At 68.2% G+C, this 19,532-nt stretch carries 18 protein-coding genes and 1 pseudogene; 3 read left to right on the forward strand and 16 right to left on the reverse strand.

Annotated features, from left to right (window positions below; translation table 11 throughout):
* The 3 genes and pseudogenes from VGZ23_18360 to VGZ23_18370 all read left to right on the forward strand — a co-directional run.
* Positions 1 to 577, forward strand: a 577-nt coding sequence (locus VGZ23_18360) for a sugar ABC transporter permease (GenBank protein HEV2359558.1), incomplete at its 5' end; no start/stop codon positions are given.
* On the forward strand, positions 574 to 1,392 hold the full coding sequence (locus VGZ23_18365) for a carbohydrate ABC transporter permease (protein ID HEV2359559.1): 819 nt from the start codon (positions 574 to 576) through the stop codon (positions 1,390 to 1,392). The genes VGZ23_18360 and VGZ23_18365, both read left to right, overlap by 4 nt.
* 49 nt (positions 1,393 to 1,441) lie before the next feature.
* Positions 1,442 to 1,645: pseudogene (locus tag VGZ23_18370) on the forward strand (SDR family NAD(P)-dependent oxidoreductase).
* A 189-nt stretch (positions 1,646 to 1,834) separates the two neighbouring features.
* On the opposite strand, the gene VGZ23_18375 reads toward VGZ23_18370, so the two are convergent.
* The 16 genes from VGZ23_18375 to VGZ23_18450 all read right to left on the reverse strand — a co-directional run bounded on the left by VGZ23_18375 (position 1,835) and on the right by VGZ23_18450 (position 19,218).
* Positions 1,835 to 2,845, reverse strand: coding sequence for an adenosine deaminase (locus VGZ23_18375; protein HEV2359560.1), 1,011 nt, complete (start codon positions 2,843 to 2,845; stop codon positions 1,835 to 1,837).
* A complete protein-coding gene (gene allB / locus VGZ23_18380; protein HEV2359561.1) occupies positions 2,842 to 4,218 on the reverse strand; it encodes an allantoinase AllB in 1,377 nt (458 codons plus the stop codon). The genes VGZ23_18375 and allB overlap by 4 nt, the downstream gene beginning before the upstream one ends.
* Positions 4,215 to 5,408 carry an alanine--glyoxylate aminotransferase family protein gene (locus VGZ23_18385; GenBank protein ID HEV2359562.1) on the reverse strand — a complete coding sequence of 398 codons (1,194 nt, stop codon included), beginning with the start codon at positions 5,406 to 5,408 and terminating at the stop codon, positions 4,215 to 4,217. Before VGZ23_18385 ends, allB begins: the two co-directional genes overlap by 4 nt.
* Entirely contained in the window at positions 5,405 to 6,685 is a 1,281-nt protein-coding gene (locus VGZ23_18390; protein ID HEV2359563.1) for a DUF1116 domain-containing protein, read from the reverse strand. Before VGZ23_18390 ends, VGZ23_18385 begins: the two co-directional genes overlap by 4 nt.
* Positions 6,686 to 6,693: 8 nt before the next feature.
* On the reverse strand, positions 6,694 to 6,996 hold the full coding sequence (locus VGZ23_18395) for a hydroxyisourate hydrolase (protein HEV2359564.1): 303 nt from the start codon (positions 6,994 to 6,996) through the stop codon (positions 6,694 to 6,696).
* Positions 6,993 to 7,460, reverse strand: coding sequence for a 2-oxo-4-hydroxy-4-carboxy-5-ureidoimidazoline decarboxylase (locus tag VGZ23_18400; protein HEV2359565.1), 468 nt, complete (start codon positions 7,458 to 7,460; stop codon positions 6,993 to 6,995). The genes VGZ23_18395 and VGZ23_18400 overlap by 4 nt, the downstream gene beginning before the upstream one ends.
* A 35-nt stretch (positions 7,461 to 7,495) precedes the next feature.
* Entirely contained in the window at positions 7,496 to 8,701 is a 1,206-nt protein-coding gene (locus tag VGZ23_18405) for a urate hydroxylase PuuD (GenBank protein HEV2359566.1), read from the reverse strand.
* A complete protein-coding gene (gene pucD / locus VGZ23_18410) occupies positions 8,698 to 11,127 on the reverse strand; it encodes a xanthine dehydrogenase subunit D (protein ID HEV2359567.1) in 2,430 nt (809 codons plus the stop codon). The genes VGZ23_18405 and pucD overlap by 4 nt, the downstream gene beginning before the upstream one ends.
* 46 nt (positions 11,128 to 11,173) lie before the next feature.
* Positions 11,174 to 12,607, reverse strand: coding sequence for an 8-oxoguanine deaminase (locus VGZ23_18415; protein HEV2359568.1), 1,434 nt, complete (start codon positions 12,605 to 12,607; stop codon positions 11,174 to 11,176).
* 5 nt (positions 12,608 to 12,612) lie between these two features.
* Positions 12,613 to 13,101, reverse strand: a complete 489-nt coding sequence (locus VGZ23_18420) for a (2Fe-2S)-binding protein (protein ID HEV2359569.1) — start codon at positions 13,099 to 13,101, stop codon at positions 12,613 to 12,615.
* On the reverse strand, positions 13,101 to 13,985 hold the full coding sequence (locus VGZ23_18425) for an FAD binding domain-containing protein (GenBank protein ID HEV2359570.1): 885 nt from the start codon (positions 13,983 to 13,985) through the stop codon (positions 13,101 to 13,103). Before VGZ23_18425 ends, VGZ23_18420 begins: the two co-directional genes overlap by 1 nt.
* Complete coding sequence (locus VGZ23_18430; protein HEV2359571.1) at positions 13,986 to 15,059, reverse strand: ABC transporter ATP-binding protein; 1,074 nt, start codon at positions 15,057 to 15,059, stop codon at positions 13,986 to 13,988.
* On the reverse strand, positions 15,052 to 16,377 hold the full coding sequence (locus tag VGZ23_18435; protein ID HEV2359572.1) for an amidohydrolase family protein: 1,326 nt from the start codon (positions 16,375 to 16,377) through the stop codon (positions 15,052 to 15,054). Before VGZ23_18435 ends, VGZ23_18430 begins: the two co-directional genes overlap by 8 nt.
* Positions 16,378 to 16,448: 71 nt before the next feature.
* Positions 16,449 to 17,576, reverse strand: coding sequence for an ABC transporter substrate-binding protein (locus tag VGZ23_18440; GenBank protein HEV2359573.1), 1,128 nt, complete (start codon positions 17,574 to 17,576; stop codon positions 16,449 to 16,451).
* Positions 17,577 to 17,666: 90 nt separating this feature from the next.
* Positions 17,667 to 18,470 (reverse strand): ABC transporter permease, encoded by an 804-nt coding sequence (locus tag VGZ23_18445; protein HEV2359574.1) that lies wholly within the window; start codon positions 18,468 to 18,470, stop codon positions 17,667 to 17,669.
* A gap of 16 nt (positions 18,471 to 18,486) precedes the next feature.
* Positions 18,487 to 19,218: an ABC transporter permease gene (locus VGZ23_18450; GenBank protein ID HEV2359575.1), complete on the reverse strand. Its 732-nt coding sequence runs from the start codon at positions 19,216 to 19,218 to the stop codon at positions 18,487 to 18,489.
* Positions 19,219 to 19,532: the final 314 nt, after the last annotated feature.

The following is a 19,532-nucleotide window of genomic DNA, read 5'->3' on the forward strand; positions in this document are numbered from 1 at the left end:
GATCCTGGAATGGACGCGCCCGGTGATTCTTCTGCCGTTGTTCATCACGCCGGTGGTGTCCGCGGCGATGTGGCGCCTAATGTTCCACCCGGACCTCGGCATCGTGAACTACTACCTGGGCCGGATCGGCCTCGGGGGCCCAGCCTGGCTGAGCGATCCGCGGCTCGCGCTCGTCGCCCTCGTCCTGCTCGACGCGTGGCGCACGATCCCGTTCATGTTCCTGGTCCTGCACGCCGGGATCATGAGCCAGCCGCACGAATTGTTCGAAGCGGCGATGGTCGACGGCGCCGGTGCGTGGCAGATCTTCTGGCGCGTGACGCTGCCGCTGCTCCGGTACATCATGGCTGTCGCGGTGCTGATCCGCGCGATGGACGCGTTCCGCGAGTTCGACATCTTCTACGTGCTGACCGCGGGCGGGCCCGGCAACGCGACGGAGACGCTCCAGATGCTCAACTACCGGATCTTCGGGTTCGGACGGATGGGCCTCGCGAGCGGGCTGTCCACGCTCACGCTCGTGCTGGTCGCCGTGATGTCGCTCGCGCTGCTGCGCCTGCTCACGCAGGAGCGCGCGGCGTGAGACGGGGCCGCGCCGCCGCATCCGGCGCCGTCGCGCTGTTCGTCCTCGCGTGGACGATCATTCCGCTGGCGTGGATGCTCTCCGCCTCGGTCAAGACGGAACTGGTCCTCTACACGCGGCCGCCGCGGTGGATCTTCACCCCCGTCTTCGACGCCTACCGGCAGGTGCTGTTCCAGGTGCCGTTCGCGCACTACTTCGTGAACAGCCTGCTCGTCGCCGCCGGCACAACGGCGGGGGCGATGTTGCTGGGCTGTCCCGCAGCCTACGGCTTCTCGCGGTTCGCGTTTCGCGGCGCCCGGATCGTGCGGTTCCTCATCCTGATGACGCGCATGGTCCCGCGCATCGCGCTCGTCGTGCCCTACTTCCTGATGATGCTGCGCCTCGGGCTCCTGGATACGTACACCGGGCTGATCCTCGCCTACGTGTCCTTCGCCCTGCCCTTCACGGTGTGGCTGCTGATCGGCTTCTTCGACGAGGTCCCGCGGGATGTCGAGGAGGCGGGGTTGGTCGACGGGTGCTCCCGCTTCCGCGTGTTCCGCGACATCGCGCTGCCGCTCGCCGCGCCCGGCCTCGCGGTTGCCGGCATCTTCGCGTTTCTCCTGTCGTGGAACGAGTTTCTCTTCGCCCTCATCCTCTCCGGCGCGCGCTCCAAGACGCTGCCGGTCGTCATCGCGGGGTTCAACACGGACGTCGGGCCCCTGTACAATCAGATGAGCGCCGCGGCGGCGCTCGTGATGATTCCGACGCTGGTGCTGACGTTCGCGCTCCAGCGGCACGTCGTGAGGGGGCTGACGCTGGGGGCGGTCAAGGGCTGACGCGCCCCTCGCCGGGCACGGCACTTCGCCGGGACTGGAGGGAGCACGGATGAGCGCACTTGACGGACGCCTCGCGCTCGTCACAGGCGCGGGAATGGGCATCGGGCAAGGGATCGCCGTGGAACTGGCGCGGCAGGGCGCGCGCGTCGCGGTCCACTATGCCCACCCGGCGGACGCGGCGCGCGAAACGGCGGACGCGATCCGCCGGCTCGGCCGCGGGACGGCGATCGTCCAGGGGGATCCGGCCCAGGTGCGCCGATGGAAGATATTTTGCGAACGCGGTTCGCGAAAACGCCATGCTGCCACTGTCCAACGCGACGATGACAACTATCTCAGAACGCACGAGGCGGTGAGCGGGGCGTAAGAGCGGTTCCTCCGGTCCACCTGAGGTCCGCGCCCGCCGCACACCGAACTCGGGGCTTCGCGGGTGCGGGAACGGGAGTCAGACGCCTGCGAGACGAAGGTACGCGTCCAGCTCGGCCGACAGGCGGTCCTTCTCGCCGGGGCTCAAGAACGATGCCCGCACGCCGTTGCGACTCAAGTGTGCCACATCGTTCCGCGTGAGCCCGAGCGCCTCTCGCGCCGCGCGAAAGTTCTCCTCGATGTACCCGCCGAAGTATGCCGGATCATCCGAGTTCACGGTCGCACAGAGGCCGTGATCGAGCAGCCGCTTGAGGTTGTGCTCGACGATCGAGGGAAAGACGCGGAGCTTCACATTGGAGAGTGGACACACCGTGAGGGGCACCTGCTCTTCGGCCAGCCGCCGCACCAGGCGCGGATCATCGATGCAGCGGACGCCGTGATCGATGCGCGACACCTGCAGCAGGTCCAGTGTCTGCCGGATATATTCCGGCGGTCCTTCCTCGCCCGCGTGGGCGACAGTCAGGAACCCCTCCGACCGCGCCCGGTCGAACACGGCCCGAAACTTCTCGGGCGGGTTCCCCGCTTCGGCCGAATCAAGGCCCACGGCCACGATCCGGTCTTTGAAGCGCATCGCCTGCTCCAGGGTACCCATGGCGGCCTCGGGGCTCAGGTGCCGCAGGAAACACATGATGAGTTTGGTGGATATGCCGAGCGTCCGGCGGCCGTCTTCGAGCGCGCGGTAGATCCCGGCGACGACCCGCGCGAACGGCACACCGCGCGCGGTATGCGTCTGTGGATCGAAAAAGATCTCGGCATGACGGACGTTTTGCGCAACGGCCCGTGTCAGGTAGGCGAACGTCAGGTCGTAGAAGTCCTCTTCGCGCACGAGCACGCTGCACCCGGCGTAGTAGAGAGCCAGGAACGAGGCCAGGTTTTCGAACACGTACGCGCGACGCGCCTCGTCCACAGAGCCCCAAGGCAGTGCGACGCCGTTGCGCCGTGCCAGCCGGAACATCAACTCGGGCTCCAGAGTGCCCTCGATGTGCAGGTGCAGTTCGACCTTCGGCAGACCGCGCAGGAAGTCGCTCACGGTACGCGCGGCTCCGCGCTGCGGCGGATGAGCCGGCCGTGACCAGGCTCGCCCACAACCTCCCCGTCCCGTACGATGGTGCGGCCCCGGACCAACACGCGCTCGACCCATCCTTTGACGCGCCAACCGAGAAACGGACTCAGGCGGTGACGGTACCGCAGCCGGTCCGCCGTGATCGTCCACTCGCGATCAGGGTCAACAATCACGATGTCGGCGTCGGCGCCGGGCAGGAGCGAACCCTTGCGGGGATAGAGGCCGAAGGTTCTCGCGGCATTGGCCGATGTGAGCGCCACGAGGCGCTCGAGCGGCATCCCGCGGCGGTGCACCCCTTCGGAGACCGTGAGTGGAAGCAGCGTCTGCACCCCGCTGATGCCTCCCCACGCCCGCCACACGTCGTCGGCGCCCCGCGCCTTGTCCTCCGGCGGACACGGAGCGTGATCAGACGACAGGCAGTCAATCGTGCCGTCGAGCACCTGACGCCACAGCCCTTCGACCGCCGCGCGTGCGCGCAGCGGGGGCGCGCATTTGGCCACCGGCCCAAGCTCAGCAAACGCCGCCTCGTCGAGCAGCAAATAGTGGGGGCACGTCTCGACGCTCACCGGCTGCCCGGCGTGCCGGGCCGCCGCGATCAACGATCCTCCTTCCGGCGTGCTCAGGTGCACGATATGCAGCCGGCATGCGGTCGCCCGAGCCAGCCCCAACACTCGGCGGATCGCCTCCAGCTCGACCTGGGGCGGGCGCGCTTCGCACCACGCGCGCATGTCGCGGCGGCCCGCCTGCTCGAAGCGTGATTGCAGGCGCATCGCAAGGTCGTGGTTCTCCGCGTGCACGCCGAGCAGGCTGCCCCAGGCGGCGATCTTTTCCATGCCTTCCCACAGGACGCCGTCGTCCGCGCGCGTAAACTCGGTGCCGGTGTCGATCATGAAGGCCTTGTAGGCCAGAGCACCCGATCGCTCCAGCCCTTCCATGCGGTCCACGTTGTCGGCCACCAGGCCGCCCCACAAGGCGTAGTCGACGAACGCCTTGGAGCGGATCGCCTCGACTTTGAGGCCGAACGCCCGCGCGTCTGTCGTCGGCGGATTGGCGTTGAGCGGCATCTCGATCACGGTCGTGATGCCGCCGGCGGCGGCCGCCGCGCTCCCCGTCTCAAACCCTTCCCAGTGCGTCCGCCCAGGTTCATTGAAATGTACGTGCGGGTCGACGCCGCCGGGCAGCACGATCCTCCCCGTGGCGTCGAGCACGTCCTCTGCCGCCGGCCGCCGATCCGGGCCCACGAGTGCCGCAATGATGCCGCCTGAGATCAGGACGGTCCCGCAAAACACGCCGGCGTCTGTGGCGACACGGCCGCCGACGATCGCGAGGTCCGCCTTCACCGGCCAGATCCCGCGCGCGCATTCGCGGCGTCGATCGCGTCACCCCTTGGTACGCGCGCACCCGACGCGATGAGTACGTCCTCGAACGCCTCGAGGAACTGAAGGACGTTCTGCACCTCCGCGTTGTACCCCATGAACCCGATCCGCCACGCCCGGCCGCGCAGGGCGCCGAACGCCGCCATGATCTCCATGTTATGTCGACGGAGCAGCATCTCGCGGACACCCGGCTCCGAGACGCCGGCCGGCACCTCGACGATCGCCAGCATCGGCAGGCGATGCGCCGGATCGCCGAAGAGCCGAAGGCCCATCGCCTCAATCCCGGCGTGAAGCGCCGCCCCGGCCCGATGGTGCCGCGCCCAGCGCGTCTCGAGCCCTTCCTCGTAAATCAACCGAAGGGCTTCCCGCAGACCGTACGTCATGCTTGTGGGGAGCGTGTGGTGATTGAGCCGCTCCGGCCCCCAGTATGCCTGAATCTGTCCGAGGTCGAGGTAGTTGCTCTGCACCGGCATGTGCCGGCCCGCGATGAGACGTTCCACGTCCGATGTATAGGTGATCGGGGCCATCCCGGAGGGGCACCCGAGGCATTTTTGCGTGCCGGCCACGCAGATGTCCAATCCCCACCGATCGGTTTCCACCGGAACGCCGCCGAGCGTGAGCACCGCGTCCACCAACACGGCCGCGCCGTGAGCGTGCGCGGCCCCGGCGAGGTTTTCGAGCGGCTGCAGCACACCCGTCGACGTGTCCCCGTGGACCAGGGCGACAACCTTCGGACGGACTTCGGCGACCGCTTTTCGAAGGGCGTCAGGATCAAGGACCCGGCCCCACTCGGCCAGTACCGGCGTGACGTCGGCGCCGCACCGGGTCGAGATCTCCGCGAGCAACTCGCCGAACCGGCCGGCGACCCCGACAACGACGCGATCGTGCGGCTCAAGCACGCTGCACAATCCCGCCTCGAGCCCGGCCCGTGAGGTGCCCGAGATCGGAAACGCCTGCCCGTTCGACGTCCGGAAGACAAACCGGCAGAGATCGCCGACCTCATTCATGATCGCGGTAAACTCCGGATCGAACTGACCGAGGAGAGGCAGGCCGAGCGCGCGCAGCACGCGCGGATCCGGGTTCATGGGACCGGTGCCGAACAGCCGGCGCGGCGAGGGGCCCAGCGCTTGGTACCGGCGCACGTCCGGGTTCACGGCTGCGGACCGTCCTCGGCCGCGCCGCGCCGGAACCCGGACAGCCGGGCCAAGGCACGCACCGCATCAACGAAGCAGACCAGCGGCGCACGAACCACGCCCGCGCCGACCTGCCCGATGCCCGCGCGCCGGTGGGCGATCCCCGTAGTGATGACCGGGACGATCCCGGTCGCGACGACCCGGCGCACGTCGATTCCGGTCGGGACCCCCTCGAAGTCGAGCGCCGAAATGCGATAGTGCGGGCTCCGGCCGATACAGATTTCGCCCATCTCGCGGGTCACCGTGACGGCCTCCTGCACCGAACGACCGCCGGTAAACTGCACCACGGCCGGTGCGGCGGCCATCGCAAACCCTCCCCACCCCACCGTCTCGAGAATCGCGCTGTCCCCGATATCGGGATTGCAGTCTGCCGCGGTGAACCCGGGGAACAAGAGCCCGCGCGCGACCGGCGCCGGCGCCGTGAACCAGCGATCGCCCGTCGCACTGACGCGGATCCCGAAGGTGGTCCCGTTCCGGGCCATCGCGGTCACGACCGTGCAGCGAGAAATGCTCCGGAGGGGGTCAACGGCGGCTTTGGCCGCGGCCATGGCCAGGTTCAAGAAGAATTGGTCATTGGCGGCGACGAACTCGAGGATCCGCGCCAGGACGGCAGAGGGCAGCCCGCTCTCCGCCAGGGGCGCCGCGAGCGCCCGCAGGAACAGCGACGTGGCGGCGACGTTTCGCTGGTGCAGCTCATCGCCCATCATGAGCGCGCGGCCGACGAGCCCCCGCAGCTCGATCCCGCCGGCGCGGCGGACGGCCATGCCGAGCGCAGGTCCAAGCACAGTCGCAAACCACCGCAGGCGTTCGAGCACCGTATCGTCCGCCGCGCCAAATCGGAGCGCCCGGCCGATCCCTTCGTTGAGAGTGCAATATGCGGCGTTGCCGAACGCGCGGTTGCGGACCACAAAGACCGGCATGCCGGGTGTCAGGACCCCGGTCATGGGACCCACCGCGTTGTGATCATGCGCCTGCCCGACCCGTATCTCGCCGCCCGCGATGAGGCGACTCCCCTCTTCGTCGCTGCGCGCCCAGCCCTCGAGACGAATCCCGCCAAGCAGCGCCGCGCGCAACGGCGCGCACATCTCATCCCACGCCACAGGCGGCCCGGCATGCAGCACGGTGGGCGGAGTCAGCCCCGGGACGACCTCACCGGCCGGGCGGACATCCTCCAGCGTCGGGTCGGCCGCGTGGAGGCGCTCGATCGCCTCCCGATTATCCTCGTCGATCGACGGCATCAGTGCCCCTAGCTTCCGCGGTAGGCCGTGCACGCGTACGGCGAGACCAAGAGCGGGATATGGTAGTGGCGGGTGGTGTCGGCGACGACAAACTGCAGCTCGAGGCGCGAGGCGAACGAGAACGGCACGTGGAACACGAGCCGGTAGGTTGCCGCTTCGATCGGGCCGCGCACGAGATCGGCGATGCGGCCGTCGCGATCCGTGTCCTGGGCCGACAGCAGGACGCCGTCGCGATACAGCTCCACACGCACCCCGGCCGCCGGCTCCCCGCGCCCGGTGTCGAGCACGTGGGTGGAGATCACCGGCGTCACCGGGTGCCTGCGTCGCGGTGGCGATCTTGCGCGATGGCCACAAGTTCCCGAACGGCCGTCCGCAGTTCGTCCGGCCGGGAACGGGCCAGGCGCGCCCGCATGACGGGCACGATCTCGCTGCGCGTCCGGCGGTTGACGAAGACGACGAACCGGAAGCCGAACCTGGCCTCGTACAGGTCATTCAAACGACGGAGCTCTTCGAGGAGGCGCGGGTCTTCCTCCCCGCCCTGCTCCGTCGCGGACATCGTCGACGGCGCGCGGGCCCCGATCCGGGGATGGGCATTCAGCGCTTCGATAAGCTCGTCCTCCGGAACTTCTCTGAGCAGCGCGTCCGCGTCGCCGAGCGGATCGGCGCATCGAGCGAGACGCTCCACGAAGCGCGTCTTCCCCTCGAAGAGCCTCGCCAGCTCGTTGACGCTCAACAGTCGCGGGACGTGGCTCACCGGGAGGGCTCTACGTCGCACCGTTCCTGCAGTCCTCCAGGCGGGCGCGGCATCGTTTATTTGAGGGGCGCCCCGGCCTCCACCCAGCGTTTCAAAATGTCCCGCTCCGCGTCGGTGATGTGCGTCACGTTGCCGGGCGGCATGGAGCCGAGATCCACGGCGCGGAGCTTGATCAATGCCGCCCTGGCCTCGATCTCCGCGGGCGTATCGAACTTCACCCCGTTTGGCGCGGCCGCGATTCCCGGCATCACCGGCGTTTCGGAATGGCAGGCGGCGCAGCGCTGTGCGATGATGCCCCGGACCGCCGCGAAGGACGGCGCGGACGCTGCCTCGCCCAGCGTGCCCGACGGCCCCCGCGGCGATGGCGGAATGCGGGCCACAATGAGCAACCCGAGCACAACGGCCGCCGCCGCCGCGGCGACCCCGCTCCAGCGCGCCGCCGGGATGCCGGCCAGCATGACGTGCCGCGCCCCCGCGCCCAGCACGACGAACAACACGAGGACAACCCAGAGCGGGCGCGCGGCAAGGACCGACGGGAAGTGCTGGCTCAGCATCAGGAAGATGACGGGGAACGTCAGATACGTGTTGTGTGTCGATCGGATCTTGGCGTGGCGGCCAAGCGAGTAGTCGACATCGCGCCCGCTGCGCGCCGCCTGCAGCATCCGGCGCTGCGGCGGCAGCACATGCACCCAGACGTTCACCACCATGATGGTGCCCAGCACGGCCCCGACATGGAGGAAGGCGGCGCGGGGGCTCAACAGGTGGGTCACCGCGTAGACGGTGCCGGCCAAGAGCGCGAAGGATACGGACCACGCCGGCAGCGGGGCGCGCGCCAGCGGCGTTCGCCAGAGCGCGTCGTAGAGAAACCACCCGGCCGGAAGCATCGCCAGGCCGACGGCAATCGATTGCGCCGCGGTGAGGTGTGAGACGCCGCGGTCGATCATGAGCGCGTCCGCGTTCAGATAGTAGACCAGGATCAGGAGCAGGAATCCGCTGATCCAGGTCGTGGTGGCCTCCAGCCAGAACCAGCGCAGGTACGGCGGCAGACGCCCGGGAAGCAGCCTGCGCTGTTCCAGATGGTAGTAACCGCCCGCGTGGAGCAGCCAGGTGACGCCCGCCACGTCCGCCCGGGACTCCGGATCCGGGCGCAGGTGGCTGTCGATCCACATGAAGAGCAGCGAGTCCCCGATCCACATGATCGCGGCGATGACGTGGATCCAGCGCGCCGCGATATCGAGCCATACAACGGCGATTCCGGTCACGCGCTTCCCGCGTCTCCCGGCTCCACCGAGGACGGACGCATGAGCTCTCCCTGTCCCGCCGCGAGCCCGTAGTATTTCGCGACCGCGTCTGAACCCGGTACGTCGGGCGACGGAGGCGGCCCCGCGGACGAGACAGGTGCGGCGAGTCCGGTGAGGTCATCGGGCCGGACGGGGATGCGGTTCAATCCCCGTCCGGTGGCGTTCCGCAGCGCGGCTGCGATCGCGGCGGGCGCCACGACCGTGGAGGGCTCTCCCACGCCCTTGGCGCCGTAGGGGACGTCGGGCTCCGGCTCCTCGACGAAAGTGGACACCACCGGCGGCATATCGAGAATCGTGGGGATCAGGTAGTCCGTAAACGACGCGTTCCGGATGCGGCCGTCTTGGATCTGGAGCTCCTCCATCAGGGCGAGGCCGACCCCCTGCGCGATGCCGCCTTCGATCTGTCCATGAACATGCTGCGGGTGGAGCGCCCGGCCCACGTCCTGCGCCGTCGCGATCTGGACGATCCGGACGAGCCCGAGGTCCTCGTCCACGTCGACGACGGCCCGCTGGGCCGCGAAGGCGAAGGCCACGTGCACGTCCCCGCGGCCCCGGCTGTCAAACGATCCCGTTCTCCGGTGGTGGTAGACACGGGTCTCGTCAATCGGCTCGTCCAGGAATTCTTCGATGCGTCCGCACGTGACGTCCCCGGCCCAGACGTATCCGTCCTCCAGGCGAAAGGCGGCGGATGAGGTCGCGCCGGTTCGCGCCCGGCGAACGCGCGCAAACAACGTCTCGCGGACGGCGGCGCAGGCCGCCTGCACCGCCCCGCCTGACATCATTGTCTGCCGCGATGCAGAGCTCGATCCGGCGGAGCCGGCGAGCGTATCCGGCGGGAGGATCACCACCGCGTCAATGCCGAGTTCGGTCCGAACGATCTGGCCAAGCACCGTGTGGACGCCCTGGCCGACTTCGGCGGCGGCGCTGCGCACTTCCGCGATCGGCCCGGCGGGGCCGCGCCGCAGCCGGAGGCTCGCCTCGGACGAGTCATCGAACCCCTCGCTGTACGCCAGGTTCTTGTACCCGACGGCGAATCCCACCCCCCGCCGGAGCCGTTCGCCCCGCGAGACGTTGCCGGCCCCGCCCGGGTAGGCGAGCGGGTCTCCGCGGCCGGCAGACGGACCCTCAGCGGGGAGCGGGAGGGCGGCACAGCGCCGGATCACGTCACGGACGGGCGCACTGCCGCGCACGATCTGGCCGGTGGGGAGGACCGATCCCGTCGCCAGCGCGTTTTGGAGCCGCAGGTCCACCGGATCCCGGCCCAAGGCCCGCGCAAGCCGGTCCATCTGTGCCTCGTAGGCGAAACACGCCTGCACGGCTCCAAAACCCCGCATCGCGCCGCACGGCGGGTTGTTGGTGTAGACCGCGGTGCCTTCGATGCGCGCGTGCGGCATCTCATAGGGACCGACCGCGAAGGTCGAGGCGTTGGCGATCACCGCGGGCGAGGAAGAGGTATAGGCACCACCGTCGACCAGGATCCGGGCGCGAACGCTGAGCAGGCGGCCATCACGCGCGGCCCCGTGCCGCAGCCAGATGCGCGACGGATGCCGGTGGACGTGGCCGTAAAATGACTCTTCCCGGCTGTAGACCATCTTGACCGGTTTCCCGGTTCGCAGCGCCAGCAGGGCCGCGTGAATCTGCATGCTGATGTCCTCGCGGGCGCCGAACGCCCCGCCGACTCCGGCGAGGTGCAGCCGGACTTTTTCGACCGGCAGGTTCACACACGGGGCGATCTGCTGCCGGTCGACATGCAGCCACTGGGTCGCAACATACAGGTCGATGCCGCCGTCCGCGGCGGGGACCGCGAGGCCGGCTTCCGGGCCGAGCGGAGCCTGGTCCTGCATGCCGACCTCGTAGTAGCCGTCGACCCAGACGTCGGCCTTGAATTCTCGATGACCGTGCACGATCGCAAGATGCCGAAGCACGTTGCCGAACTCGTGCACGTGGGGCGCGCCCGGGCGCAGCGCGTCTTCCATGTCCGTTACGGCGGGAAGCACCTCGTACTCTGCCACGATCCTCTCGGCGGCCCGCCGGGCCGTTTCGGGATCGCTCGCCGCGAGAATCGCCACGGGTTCGCCCTGGTACCGGACGCGGTCCTGTGCGAGCACCGGCTGATCGGCCACCTCGAGCCCATAAGTCTTCTTACCGGGGACGTCGCACGCGAGAAGCACCGCGTGGACGCCTGGGTGGGTCAGGGCGCCTGTGATCTCGATGGAGCGAATCCGCGCGTGGGGATGCGGACTGCGCACGGTGTGGCCCCAGAGCATGCCCTCCGCCCAGAGATCGCTTGCGAATAGAAACCTGCCCTTCGTCTTTGGGACGGCGTCAGGTCGCGGCACGCTTTCGCCGACGCCGTGGCGAGGCCGGGAGACCGTGCGAAGACTCACGCCGATCCGCCCCAAGAACGCCCCGGCTCATACCGCAGGCTCGTGCTCATGGATTTTGCGCCATGATCCGACGGCTCGCGCGGCGGGCAGTCGCGGCGATCTCATCTTGGTCGGCCGTCACGAGGCAGCCGTTTTTGACCACGGCGTTCCCCTCGACAAACAGGTCCCGCACGCATCGCGGCGCGCAGTACAGGACCGCGGCCACAGGGTCGGCTTCCGCACCGGCAAACCACACGCCGTCGACGCTCACGAGGGCGATATCCGCGCGCTTTCCCGGCTCTATGGAGCCGATGTCGTCCCGTCCCAGGACGGCGGCGCCTCCGCGGGTCGCGATCCGGAGGACGTCCCTGGCGCTCAACGAAGAGCCGAGACCGGTGCGGGAGACGAGCATGCCCATTCGCGCCTCTGCGAGCATGTGGCCTGAGTCGTTGGAAGCCGAGCCGTCCACCGCGAGCCCCACCGGAGCCCCAGCATCCGCCAAGTTCCGTGCGGGCGCAATCCCCGAACCGAGCCGGAGGTTGGAGGTCGGACACCATGCGACGCCGGTCCCCGTCCCGGCGATGCGGCGGATGTCCTCATCGTTCACGTGCACGCAGTGCGCCAGCCATACGTCCCGCCCCAGGCAACCGAGGCTGTCCAGCAGTTCGAGTGGACGGCATCCGTACGTCTCCACGCAGTATGCTTCCTCGTCGACCGTCTCAGCGATGTGCGTGTGCAACCGCACCCCAAGCCGCCGGGCGAGCGCCGCGGATTCCTTCATGAGAGCATGGCTGACGGAAAACGGCGAACACGGAGCGATCGCGAGCCGGCACCGGGCTCCGGGAGCCCGATCGTGGAACCGACGCACCGCGGTCTCAGTTTCGGCCAGGATCACGTCGGCGTCCTCGACGATCGAATCCGGGGGCAGTCCTCCGTGGGAAACGCCGCGATCCATCGATCCCCGACACAGATGGAACCGAAGACCGACCTCCCGGGCCGCGTCCACTTCGGCGGCGAGAACGGCCAGGCTTCCCTTCGGGAACAGATATGGATGGTCGCAGGTGGTGGAGCAACCCGACAGCGCCAGCTCGGCGAGCGCGACGCGCGCCGCCGTCCGTGCCCACTCCTCGTCGAGAGCCGCCCATACCGGATACAGGGTCCGGAGCCACCCGAACAGCCCCTGGCCCTGCGCGCGCACCCGGGTGAGGGCCTGGTAGAAATGATGGTGTGTGTTGACGAACCCCGGGACGGCCACCGTACCGCGTCCGTCCACCCGGATGACGTTGTCCACGTCCGGCGGGTTGCCCGCACCCACCCACGAGATCCCTCCGCCGTCGACGAGGATCGAGCCGGACGGGATCTCGGTTCCGGCATCGTCCATGGTCACGACGACTTGGCACGTGTCGATCAGGATCTTCCGGCCCGGACTCCCGGCGCTGACTTCCTCGAGGGCCGTGCGGTCATCGGCGGCAGCCTTTGAAGGCCCGCGACCCCCACGCATTCGCATTAGTCCGGCGACTCCAGGGGGCGGGCCGGCACTCGCCCGGCCGCGAGTCTCACGGCGTCCAGGATCTTCTGGTACCCGGTACACCGGCAGAGATTTCCAGAGAGCGCTTCCCGGATGGCGGCGTCGCTCGGCGAAGGATCGCGACGCAAAAGGTCGACGACCGCAACGATGAACCCCGGCGTACAGAATCCGCACTGCACCGCTCCGGCGGCGGCAAACGCCTCCTGCACCGGATGCAGGCTGCCTCCTTCGGGCGTGAGTGATTCAACCGTCCGCACGTCACGGCCTTCGACCTGCGCCGCGAGCACCAGGCAGGAGCACACGAGTGCGCCGTCGAGCCACACCGAGCACGACCCGCATTCCCCCTGCTCGCATGCGTTCTTGGATCCGGGGAGGCCGAGATGTTCCCGCAGCATGGACAGAAGACTGGCACCGGGCCACACATCGGCGGTGCGCTGCTCGCCGTTGACGGTGACGCGGACGAGCATCAGGTGATCCCGCCGGCCGGGACTCGCCGATCCTCCAGCACCCACGCGAGCGCCCGGCGCGCGAGGACGCGGCATGCGTGCCGGCGGTATGTGCGGGTCCCGCGAACGTCGTCGATCGGACGCGCCGCTTCCGCGACACGCTCTCCAAAGGCCTCCGAGTCGTGCGCCGCAAGCGGGGCCCGAGGATCGTCCCACAGGCCGAGACGTGCCATGGCGCGCGTGATCTCCGCCTCCGCGGCCGGCGCACGCAAGACCGTCGGCCCGACTGAACCGAGCGCGACCCGCACGCCCCGGCGTGCCTCGTCGAGGACAAGGCACACACTCGCCACGGCGATGACCATCGCGTTCCGAGGTCCCACCTTCGAAAATGAGCCGGGCCCGACGGACCGGCGCCAGCGTACCCCGGTGATCAGTTCGTCCGGCGCCAGGCACGTCTTCTTGGGACCCCGGAAGAACTCGGACCACGACACGGCTCGAACGCCGCGCCGGCCCGATGCGACGAGCACCTCGGCCCCGTAGGCAGCCAGCACGGGAAGGACGTCCCCGGCCGGAGACGCAGTCCCCACATTGCCTCCCACGGTGCCGCGGTTCCGGATTTGAGGAGAGCCGATCGACCTGGCCGCCTGCACCAGCGGGACGAACTCGCGCAGTTCGGCGATGACGCGGCTATAGATGATACCGGCGCCGAGCACCATCGTGTCATCGTCGCGCCGCCATGCGCACAGTTCCGGGAGCCGCGACACGTCCATGAGGACCGGGGGCCGGCGCCGGTGGAAGTTCAGGTCGATCATGAGATCTGTGCCGCCGGCGATGGGCACCGATTCGGGGCGCGCCGCCTTCATCTCGAGCGCCTCGTCCAGCGTCCGCGGCGCCTGTACCTCCATCTATTCTCTCAACACGAGGCAGTCGTCCGGCCGCCAGGACACCGTGACGGGCGCTCCCGGCTGGAACGACGGGGCGTCCGCGTCGATCGCCGCCGTGGCGACGAGGCGCAGCTCTCCCACGCGGCACAGGTACTGGACGGCCTCACCGAGATACGTGACGAACTCGAGCCGTGCGGCGAAGCTGTTCAATGCCGTCTGCGGCGTCTCGCGACCGACCTTCACGCGAGACTGCCGTATCATCACCAACACGCGGCGCCCGGGCGGCACGGGTTGATCGGACCGGGCGACGACCTCGAGGCCCGAGTCGACGCGGACTCTGGCGAGACCGTTCTCCTGACTCTGAACCTCCCCCCATAGCAGGTTGGATTGCCCGATGAAACCGGCAACGAAACTGTGGGCCGGCCGCTGGTAGATGTCGGCCGGCGTGCCGTACTGGATGATCCTTCCGTGATTCATCACCGCGATCCGGTCCGACATGACCAGGGCCTCTTCCTGATCGTGGGTGACGAAGACGGTCGTTATGCCGACCTGCCGCTGGACCTGTCTGAGCTCCACGCGCATCTCTTCGCGCAGCTTGGCGTCGAGGTTGGACAGCGGTTCGTCGAGCAGGAGAATCTGCGGTTTGATGACCAGCGCCCGCGCAAGCGCCACGCGCTGCTGCTGACCGCCGGAGAGCTGGTGGTGGTAGCGATTCCCCAGGCCCGAGAGGTGGAGGAGGTCGAGGACATCCGAGACGCGCCGAGCCGCTTCCGCGGCGGGCACCCGCCGCATTCGCAGTCCGAAAGCGACGTTCTCGCGAACGGTCATGTGGGGGAACAGCGCATAGTGCTGGAACACCATGCCGATGTTGCGTTGGTAGGCGGGCATGGTTGTCACATCGCCGCCACCGATGAAGATATCCCCGCTTGTGACGCGCTCGAAGCCCGCAATGAGCCGGAGCGTTGTGGTTTTGCCGCAGCCCGAGGGTCCCAGGAGTGAGACGAACTCCCCGGCCTGCACGTCCAGCGAGACGTGATCGACGGCCCGCACCTCGCCGAAGCTCTTGCTCACCTCGCGCAGCCTGACGTCACTCACGCGGCCGCGCTCCTCGAATCCGTTCCTTCAGCGAGGCCTCATCGATTCGCGTGAGGCGCCCGCGGGACACGACGCGCTCGCCTCCGACGTAGACGGCCTCGATCTCGTCCCGCTGAGCCGAGTACACGACGTCGGACAGCGCCGTCTCCTTGGTGATGGGACCGGGGCGGCTCGACCGCACAAGGACGAGATCTGCCCACTTGCCGTGCTCAATCGAACCGATCTCCCGCTCCAGCCCCAGCGTCCGGGCGGCCTCTATCGTCGCCAACCTCAAGGCGTCGGCGGCGGTGAGCGCGGCCGCGTCCAGGAGGACGGCCCGCTGGATCAGAACGCTGAAACGCATCTCCTGGAACAGCGACAGCGTGTTATTGCTGACCATGCTGTCGGTGCCCAGCCCGACGGTGATGCCGGCGGCGCGGTACTTCGTCACCGGCGCGACACCGCTCCCGAGTTTGGCATTACTCACCGGGCAGTGCGCCATCCGGGCTCCGGTTTGCCGGAACAGGCGGATGTCGTCGTCCGACAGCCACACGCAGTGCACGGCCACCGTGCGCGGATCGAGCAACCCCAGGTCGGCCGCGTACCGCACCGGCGTCCGCCCGTGCCGTCCCCTGATCGCGTCGACCTCGTCGCGGCATTCGGCCAGGTGAATGTAGAAATCGTACCCGTGCGCGGTCGCGGTGCGTTTGGCCTCCCGCAGGAAATCAGCGGAGCAGTTGTAGACGGAGTGCGCTCCGGCCCAGACGGACACCAGGTTCCGACTTCCGTCGTGGGTCCCGGCCGCGCGATGCGTCCGGGCCACGAGGCGTCCATAGTCGTGGGGCAGCGGGATGCCGAACAGCTCGCTGGGCGGCATCCCCCCGACCACGAGCCGGCAGCCGATTGCCGCCGCGACGTGCGCGCTGAGGTCCGGCGCGTACCGGCAGCACTCGCAGAGGCAGGTTGTGCCCGACAGCAGCGACTCGGCCATGCCGAAGTAAGTGGCCCGCAGGATCGCCGCGTCGTTGAGTTCCCCGGACAGCGGCCCGAGGCGGCGAAGCCATGGAAAGAGCGTGAGGTCGTCGAGCTCGCCCCGGAACAGGCTGAGCCAGAGGTGCGTGTGGCAGTTGACCAGCCCGGGAATGACGGTACAACCGCCGGCATCGACCCGATCACACTCTTCGTCCTCGCCGGGAGGCGAGACGATGCCGCGCGCCCCCAGACGATCGTCGGCGCCATCCAGGACCTGTGCGATCCGCCCGCCCCGCACGACGATCCGCCCGGGGGCAAGGTAGCGATCCTCGCCGTCGCAGGTCAGGACGGCGCCGTTCTCGATCACAAGACCCCGCATGCGTCAGCGGATGACGCCGGCCCGCGGCCTCAGCCGCCTGCCTCCGGCATTGCGACCGCCTACAGCCGCCACTTCGGAACAACCTCCGTATTGATCCGTTCGATCCAGCGCCCTTTATTATCATTGATAAACTTGGCATCGAACCACCGCACGTGCCGGAGCCGTGGGCCGTACAGAATCTGCTCGGACAGCGGGAGACCGACTTTCACCCGCTTGTTGGACGGCCCCTGGAAGGTCTGCGTCGCGATGTTCCTCTGCACGTCGGGATCGAACATGAGGTTGAGGTACGCTTCGGCCAGCTCCTGGTTCGGGGCACCCTTCACGATCGCCGCGCACTCCAGCGAGCCGAAGCCCTTCTCCTGCGGCATGATCCAGGACACTCCGTATCCTTGCTGTCGCATGATCAGACCGTAGTAGTCAAATTCCGTGGCGATGATGACGTCGCCGGACCGTACGAGCGCGGCGTAGTCGGTCCAGAAGAACGACTGCTTGATCGGCCGGAGCTGCCCCAGTGCGGCGAGCCCCGGTTCGATGTTCGCCTGGCTGCCTCCATTCAGCTCGGCGGCGGCGATCAGCAGCATCGGCATTTGCGAGTGGGAGGGGGCGGCGATGGCCAGCTTGCCCCGGAACTCCGGCCGCCAGAGGTCGCGCCAGCTGGTGACCGGCTTCCCGATCTTGCCCGTCGCCGTGAGCAGTCCATACGCGAGCACGGAGTAGGCCGCCCCATATCCTTCGATCGATTTCGGCGTCGCCCAATCGTAGAGATCCTTCACGTTGGGCACGCTGCTCGGGGCGTACTTGGCGAGCAGCCCGCGCTCGATCCCGTCGACAAGGACGTCCTCGACGTTCAGCATGATGTTGATCTGCGGGTTGGCCGCCTGTGCCAGCAGCTTGTTGTAGCGCGCGGCGGCGCCGCCGAGATCATAGGCCACCGTGGCATTGTACTTGCGCTCAAAGGTCGGCGCCACAAACTTCCTGAGCCCATCCTCGGTGACGCCGCCCCACGTGGACACCACGATCTGCCTGCGTCCCTGGGCCTGCGCCCGCGTGATCGTCCCGCCGAGCCACGCCGGCCGGGCCGCCGCCGCGCCGAGCGCAGCCACCCCGGCCTGGGCCAGGAACCGACGCCGTGTCTGCCGGGGTCCCCGGCCACGCGCGACCTCGGGTGACGAGCGCACTCGTTTCACGATACCCACCTCCCCTAGCGGTTATGGACTCGCCTTACCGCACGACGGCACTGGCAGGCGGTCGCGCATTCGCCGGCGCCGACGCGGTCATCACACCAGCAACCGGAGATGCAGAACTTTCTCGAGCACGAACGTGACGATAAAGACCAGCAGCACGAGCGACGCCCCCACCGCGGCGATGAGAGGATCGATGCGGGACTCCATGTACGCGAAGACCCGGACCGGCAGCGGCGTGCTCATCGGAGACGCCAGGAACAGGGAGAGCGGAACGTTGACAAACGACATGACAAAGGCCAGGACAAACCCGGCCGTCAGCCCGGCGCGGGTCAGTGGAAGCGTCACGTGCCAGAGTGTGCGAAGACGGGATGCACCCAGGCTCATCGCCGCCTCTTCCAGCGTGCGGTCGAAGTGCGTCAGACTGGTTACCATCGCACGGAGCACGAACGGCATAATGAAGACGGCATGGACAAGCACCAAGCCCACGGTGGTGATCGGAATCCGCAACAGGCTGAGGAGCTGCAGCATGGCAAGGCCCAACACGATCTGAGGGATGACGAGGGGCACCATAAAGAAGGCGGCCAGCGTGTCCCGGTGACGGAATCGCCCGCGCACGAACGCGAACGCAGCCGGGACGCCCAGCAAGGTGGCGATGGCCGCGGCCGCCGCGGCGATGACCACGCTGATCCGCATGGAGTCCATGAATTCTCGATGCTGCAGGAGCTCGCGGTACCAGCGCAGTGTGAAGGACTCGAACGCACTGGGGAAGCTCGGGGCCGAGTTGAACGACCCGACGACGACGACGAGCGCCGGCGCAAGAACGTAGAGGTATACCAACGCGACAAACAGGTAGGACAGAATCTCCAGGAGTCCCCCCGCGAGCGTGTTGCTCCTCATCGGGGAAAGGGCCGCCTCAGCTCGCGTCCCTCGCGTGGCCGCCGAACCGCCGCTCGATCACTCGCGCGATGACCGTACTGTAGCCGAACATGAGGCCCATGGAGAGTATCACCAGAACGATGGCCGCCGCGGAGGCCAGCTCCCAGTTGAACGACGTGAGCATGAACTGCGTCACCAGCGTTGTCGCGACAAGGAGCGTATCGCCGCCGAGGTAGTACGGGGCCATGAACGCCCCGGCGGCCAGCGCGAACGCAAGAATGGACGCGGAGAATACCCCCGGGAGACTCAGCGGCCACGTCACGTGCCGGAAGGCTCGGAGCGGGTTGGCCCCGAGGCTGCCGGCTGCCTCGATGAGCGACCGATCGATCCGTAAGAGCGAGTTGAAGATGTTCAACACCGCGAACGCCAGAGTGAACTGCACGAGCGCCATGATCACGCCCGTTTCCGTGCCGATGAACTCGATCGGTCGCCCCACCAGACCCAGACTCATGAGCAGGTGGTTGATGGGACCATGCTGGGGCAGGAGCAACATCCAGCCCATCACGATGACGAGCGGGCCGGCGAGAATTGGGAAACTCAATCCCAGGATCAGCGTGCTGCCGAACCGGGAGTGAAGGCGACGGAGCACCAGCGCCGTGGGGTACGCTAGAATCAATGTGCCGAACGTCACGTAGCACGACAGCCGCAGCGTTCGAACGAAGGCATCGACGTAGACTCCGTGCGCGGCGAGGTACAGATAGTTGGCCATGCTTGGAGACGGTGTGCCCGCGGGGAGCAATCTGGTGGGTCTGAGACTGTAAGACAAGGAGAGCACGAGGGGAGCCACGAGAAACAGCACGAGGAAAATCAGACCTGGGACCAGGGAAAGAACGGGACCCCAGTGATCGAGCCCATGGCTCCGGGACATAGCCGCGGAAGGCGCGCCGAACCCCTCCTGCACTACGTCGCGGCGATTGGTCGACGCACCTTCGCCTGCATCCATTGGATATGACCCGGCGGTTCTCCCCCTCGCAGGTGATGTGGACCAGGATTGGGGCCGGATTCGCGACGCCCGTTACCCCC

The organism is bacterium (genome assembly GCA_035945995.1).
Taxonomy (GTDB): Bacteria; Sysuimicrobiota; Sysuimicrobiia; order Sysuimicrobiales; family Segetimicrobiaceae; genus DASSJF01.

Bases quoted from the DNA above. Each gene is read 5' to 3' on its own strand.
- VGZ23_18425 (HEV2359570.1), bottom strand. From the start codon at position 13,985: ATGGAGGTACAGGCGCCGCGGACGCTGGACGAGGCGCTCGAGATGAAG.
- VGZ23_18420 (HEV2359569.1), bottom strand. From the start codon at position 13,101: ATGCTCGTCCGCGTCACCGTCAACGGCGAGCAGCGCACCGCCGATGTG.
- VGZ23_18450 (HEV2359575.1), bottom strand. From the start codon at position 19,218: ATGGCCAACTATCTGTACCTCGCCGCGCACGGAGTCTACGTCGATGCC.
- VGZ23_18390 (HEV2359563.1), bottom strand. From the start codon at position 6,685: ATGCCGTCGATCGACGAGGATAATCGGGAGGCGATCGAGCGCCTCCAC.
- VGZ23_18445 (HEV2359574.1), bottom strand. From the start codon at position 18,470: ATGAGGAGCAACACGCTCGCGGGGGGACTCCTGGAGATTCTGTCCTAC.
- VGZ23_18415 (HEV2359568.1), bottom strand. From the start codon at position 12,607: ATGCGTGGGGGTCGCGGGCCTTCAAAGGCTGCCGCCGATGACCGCACG.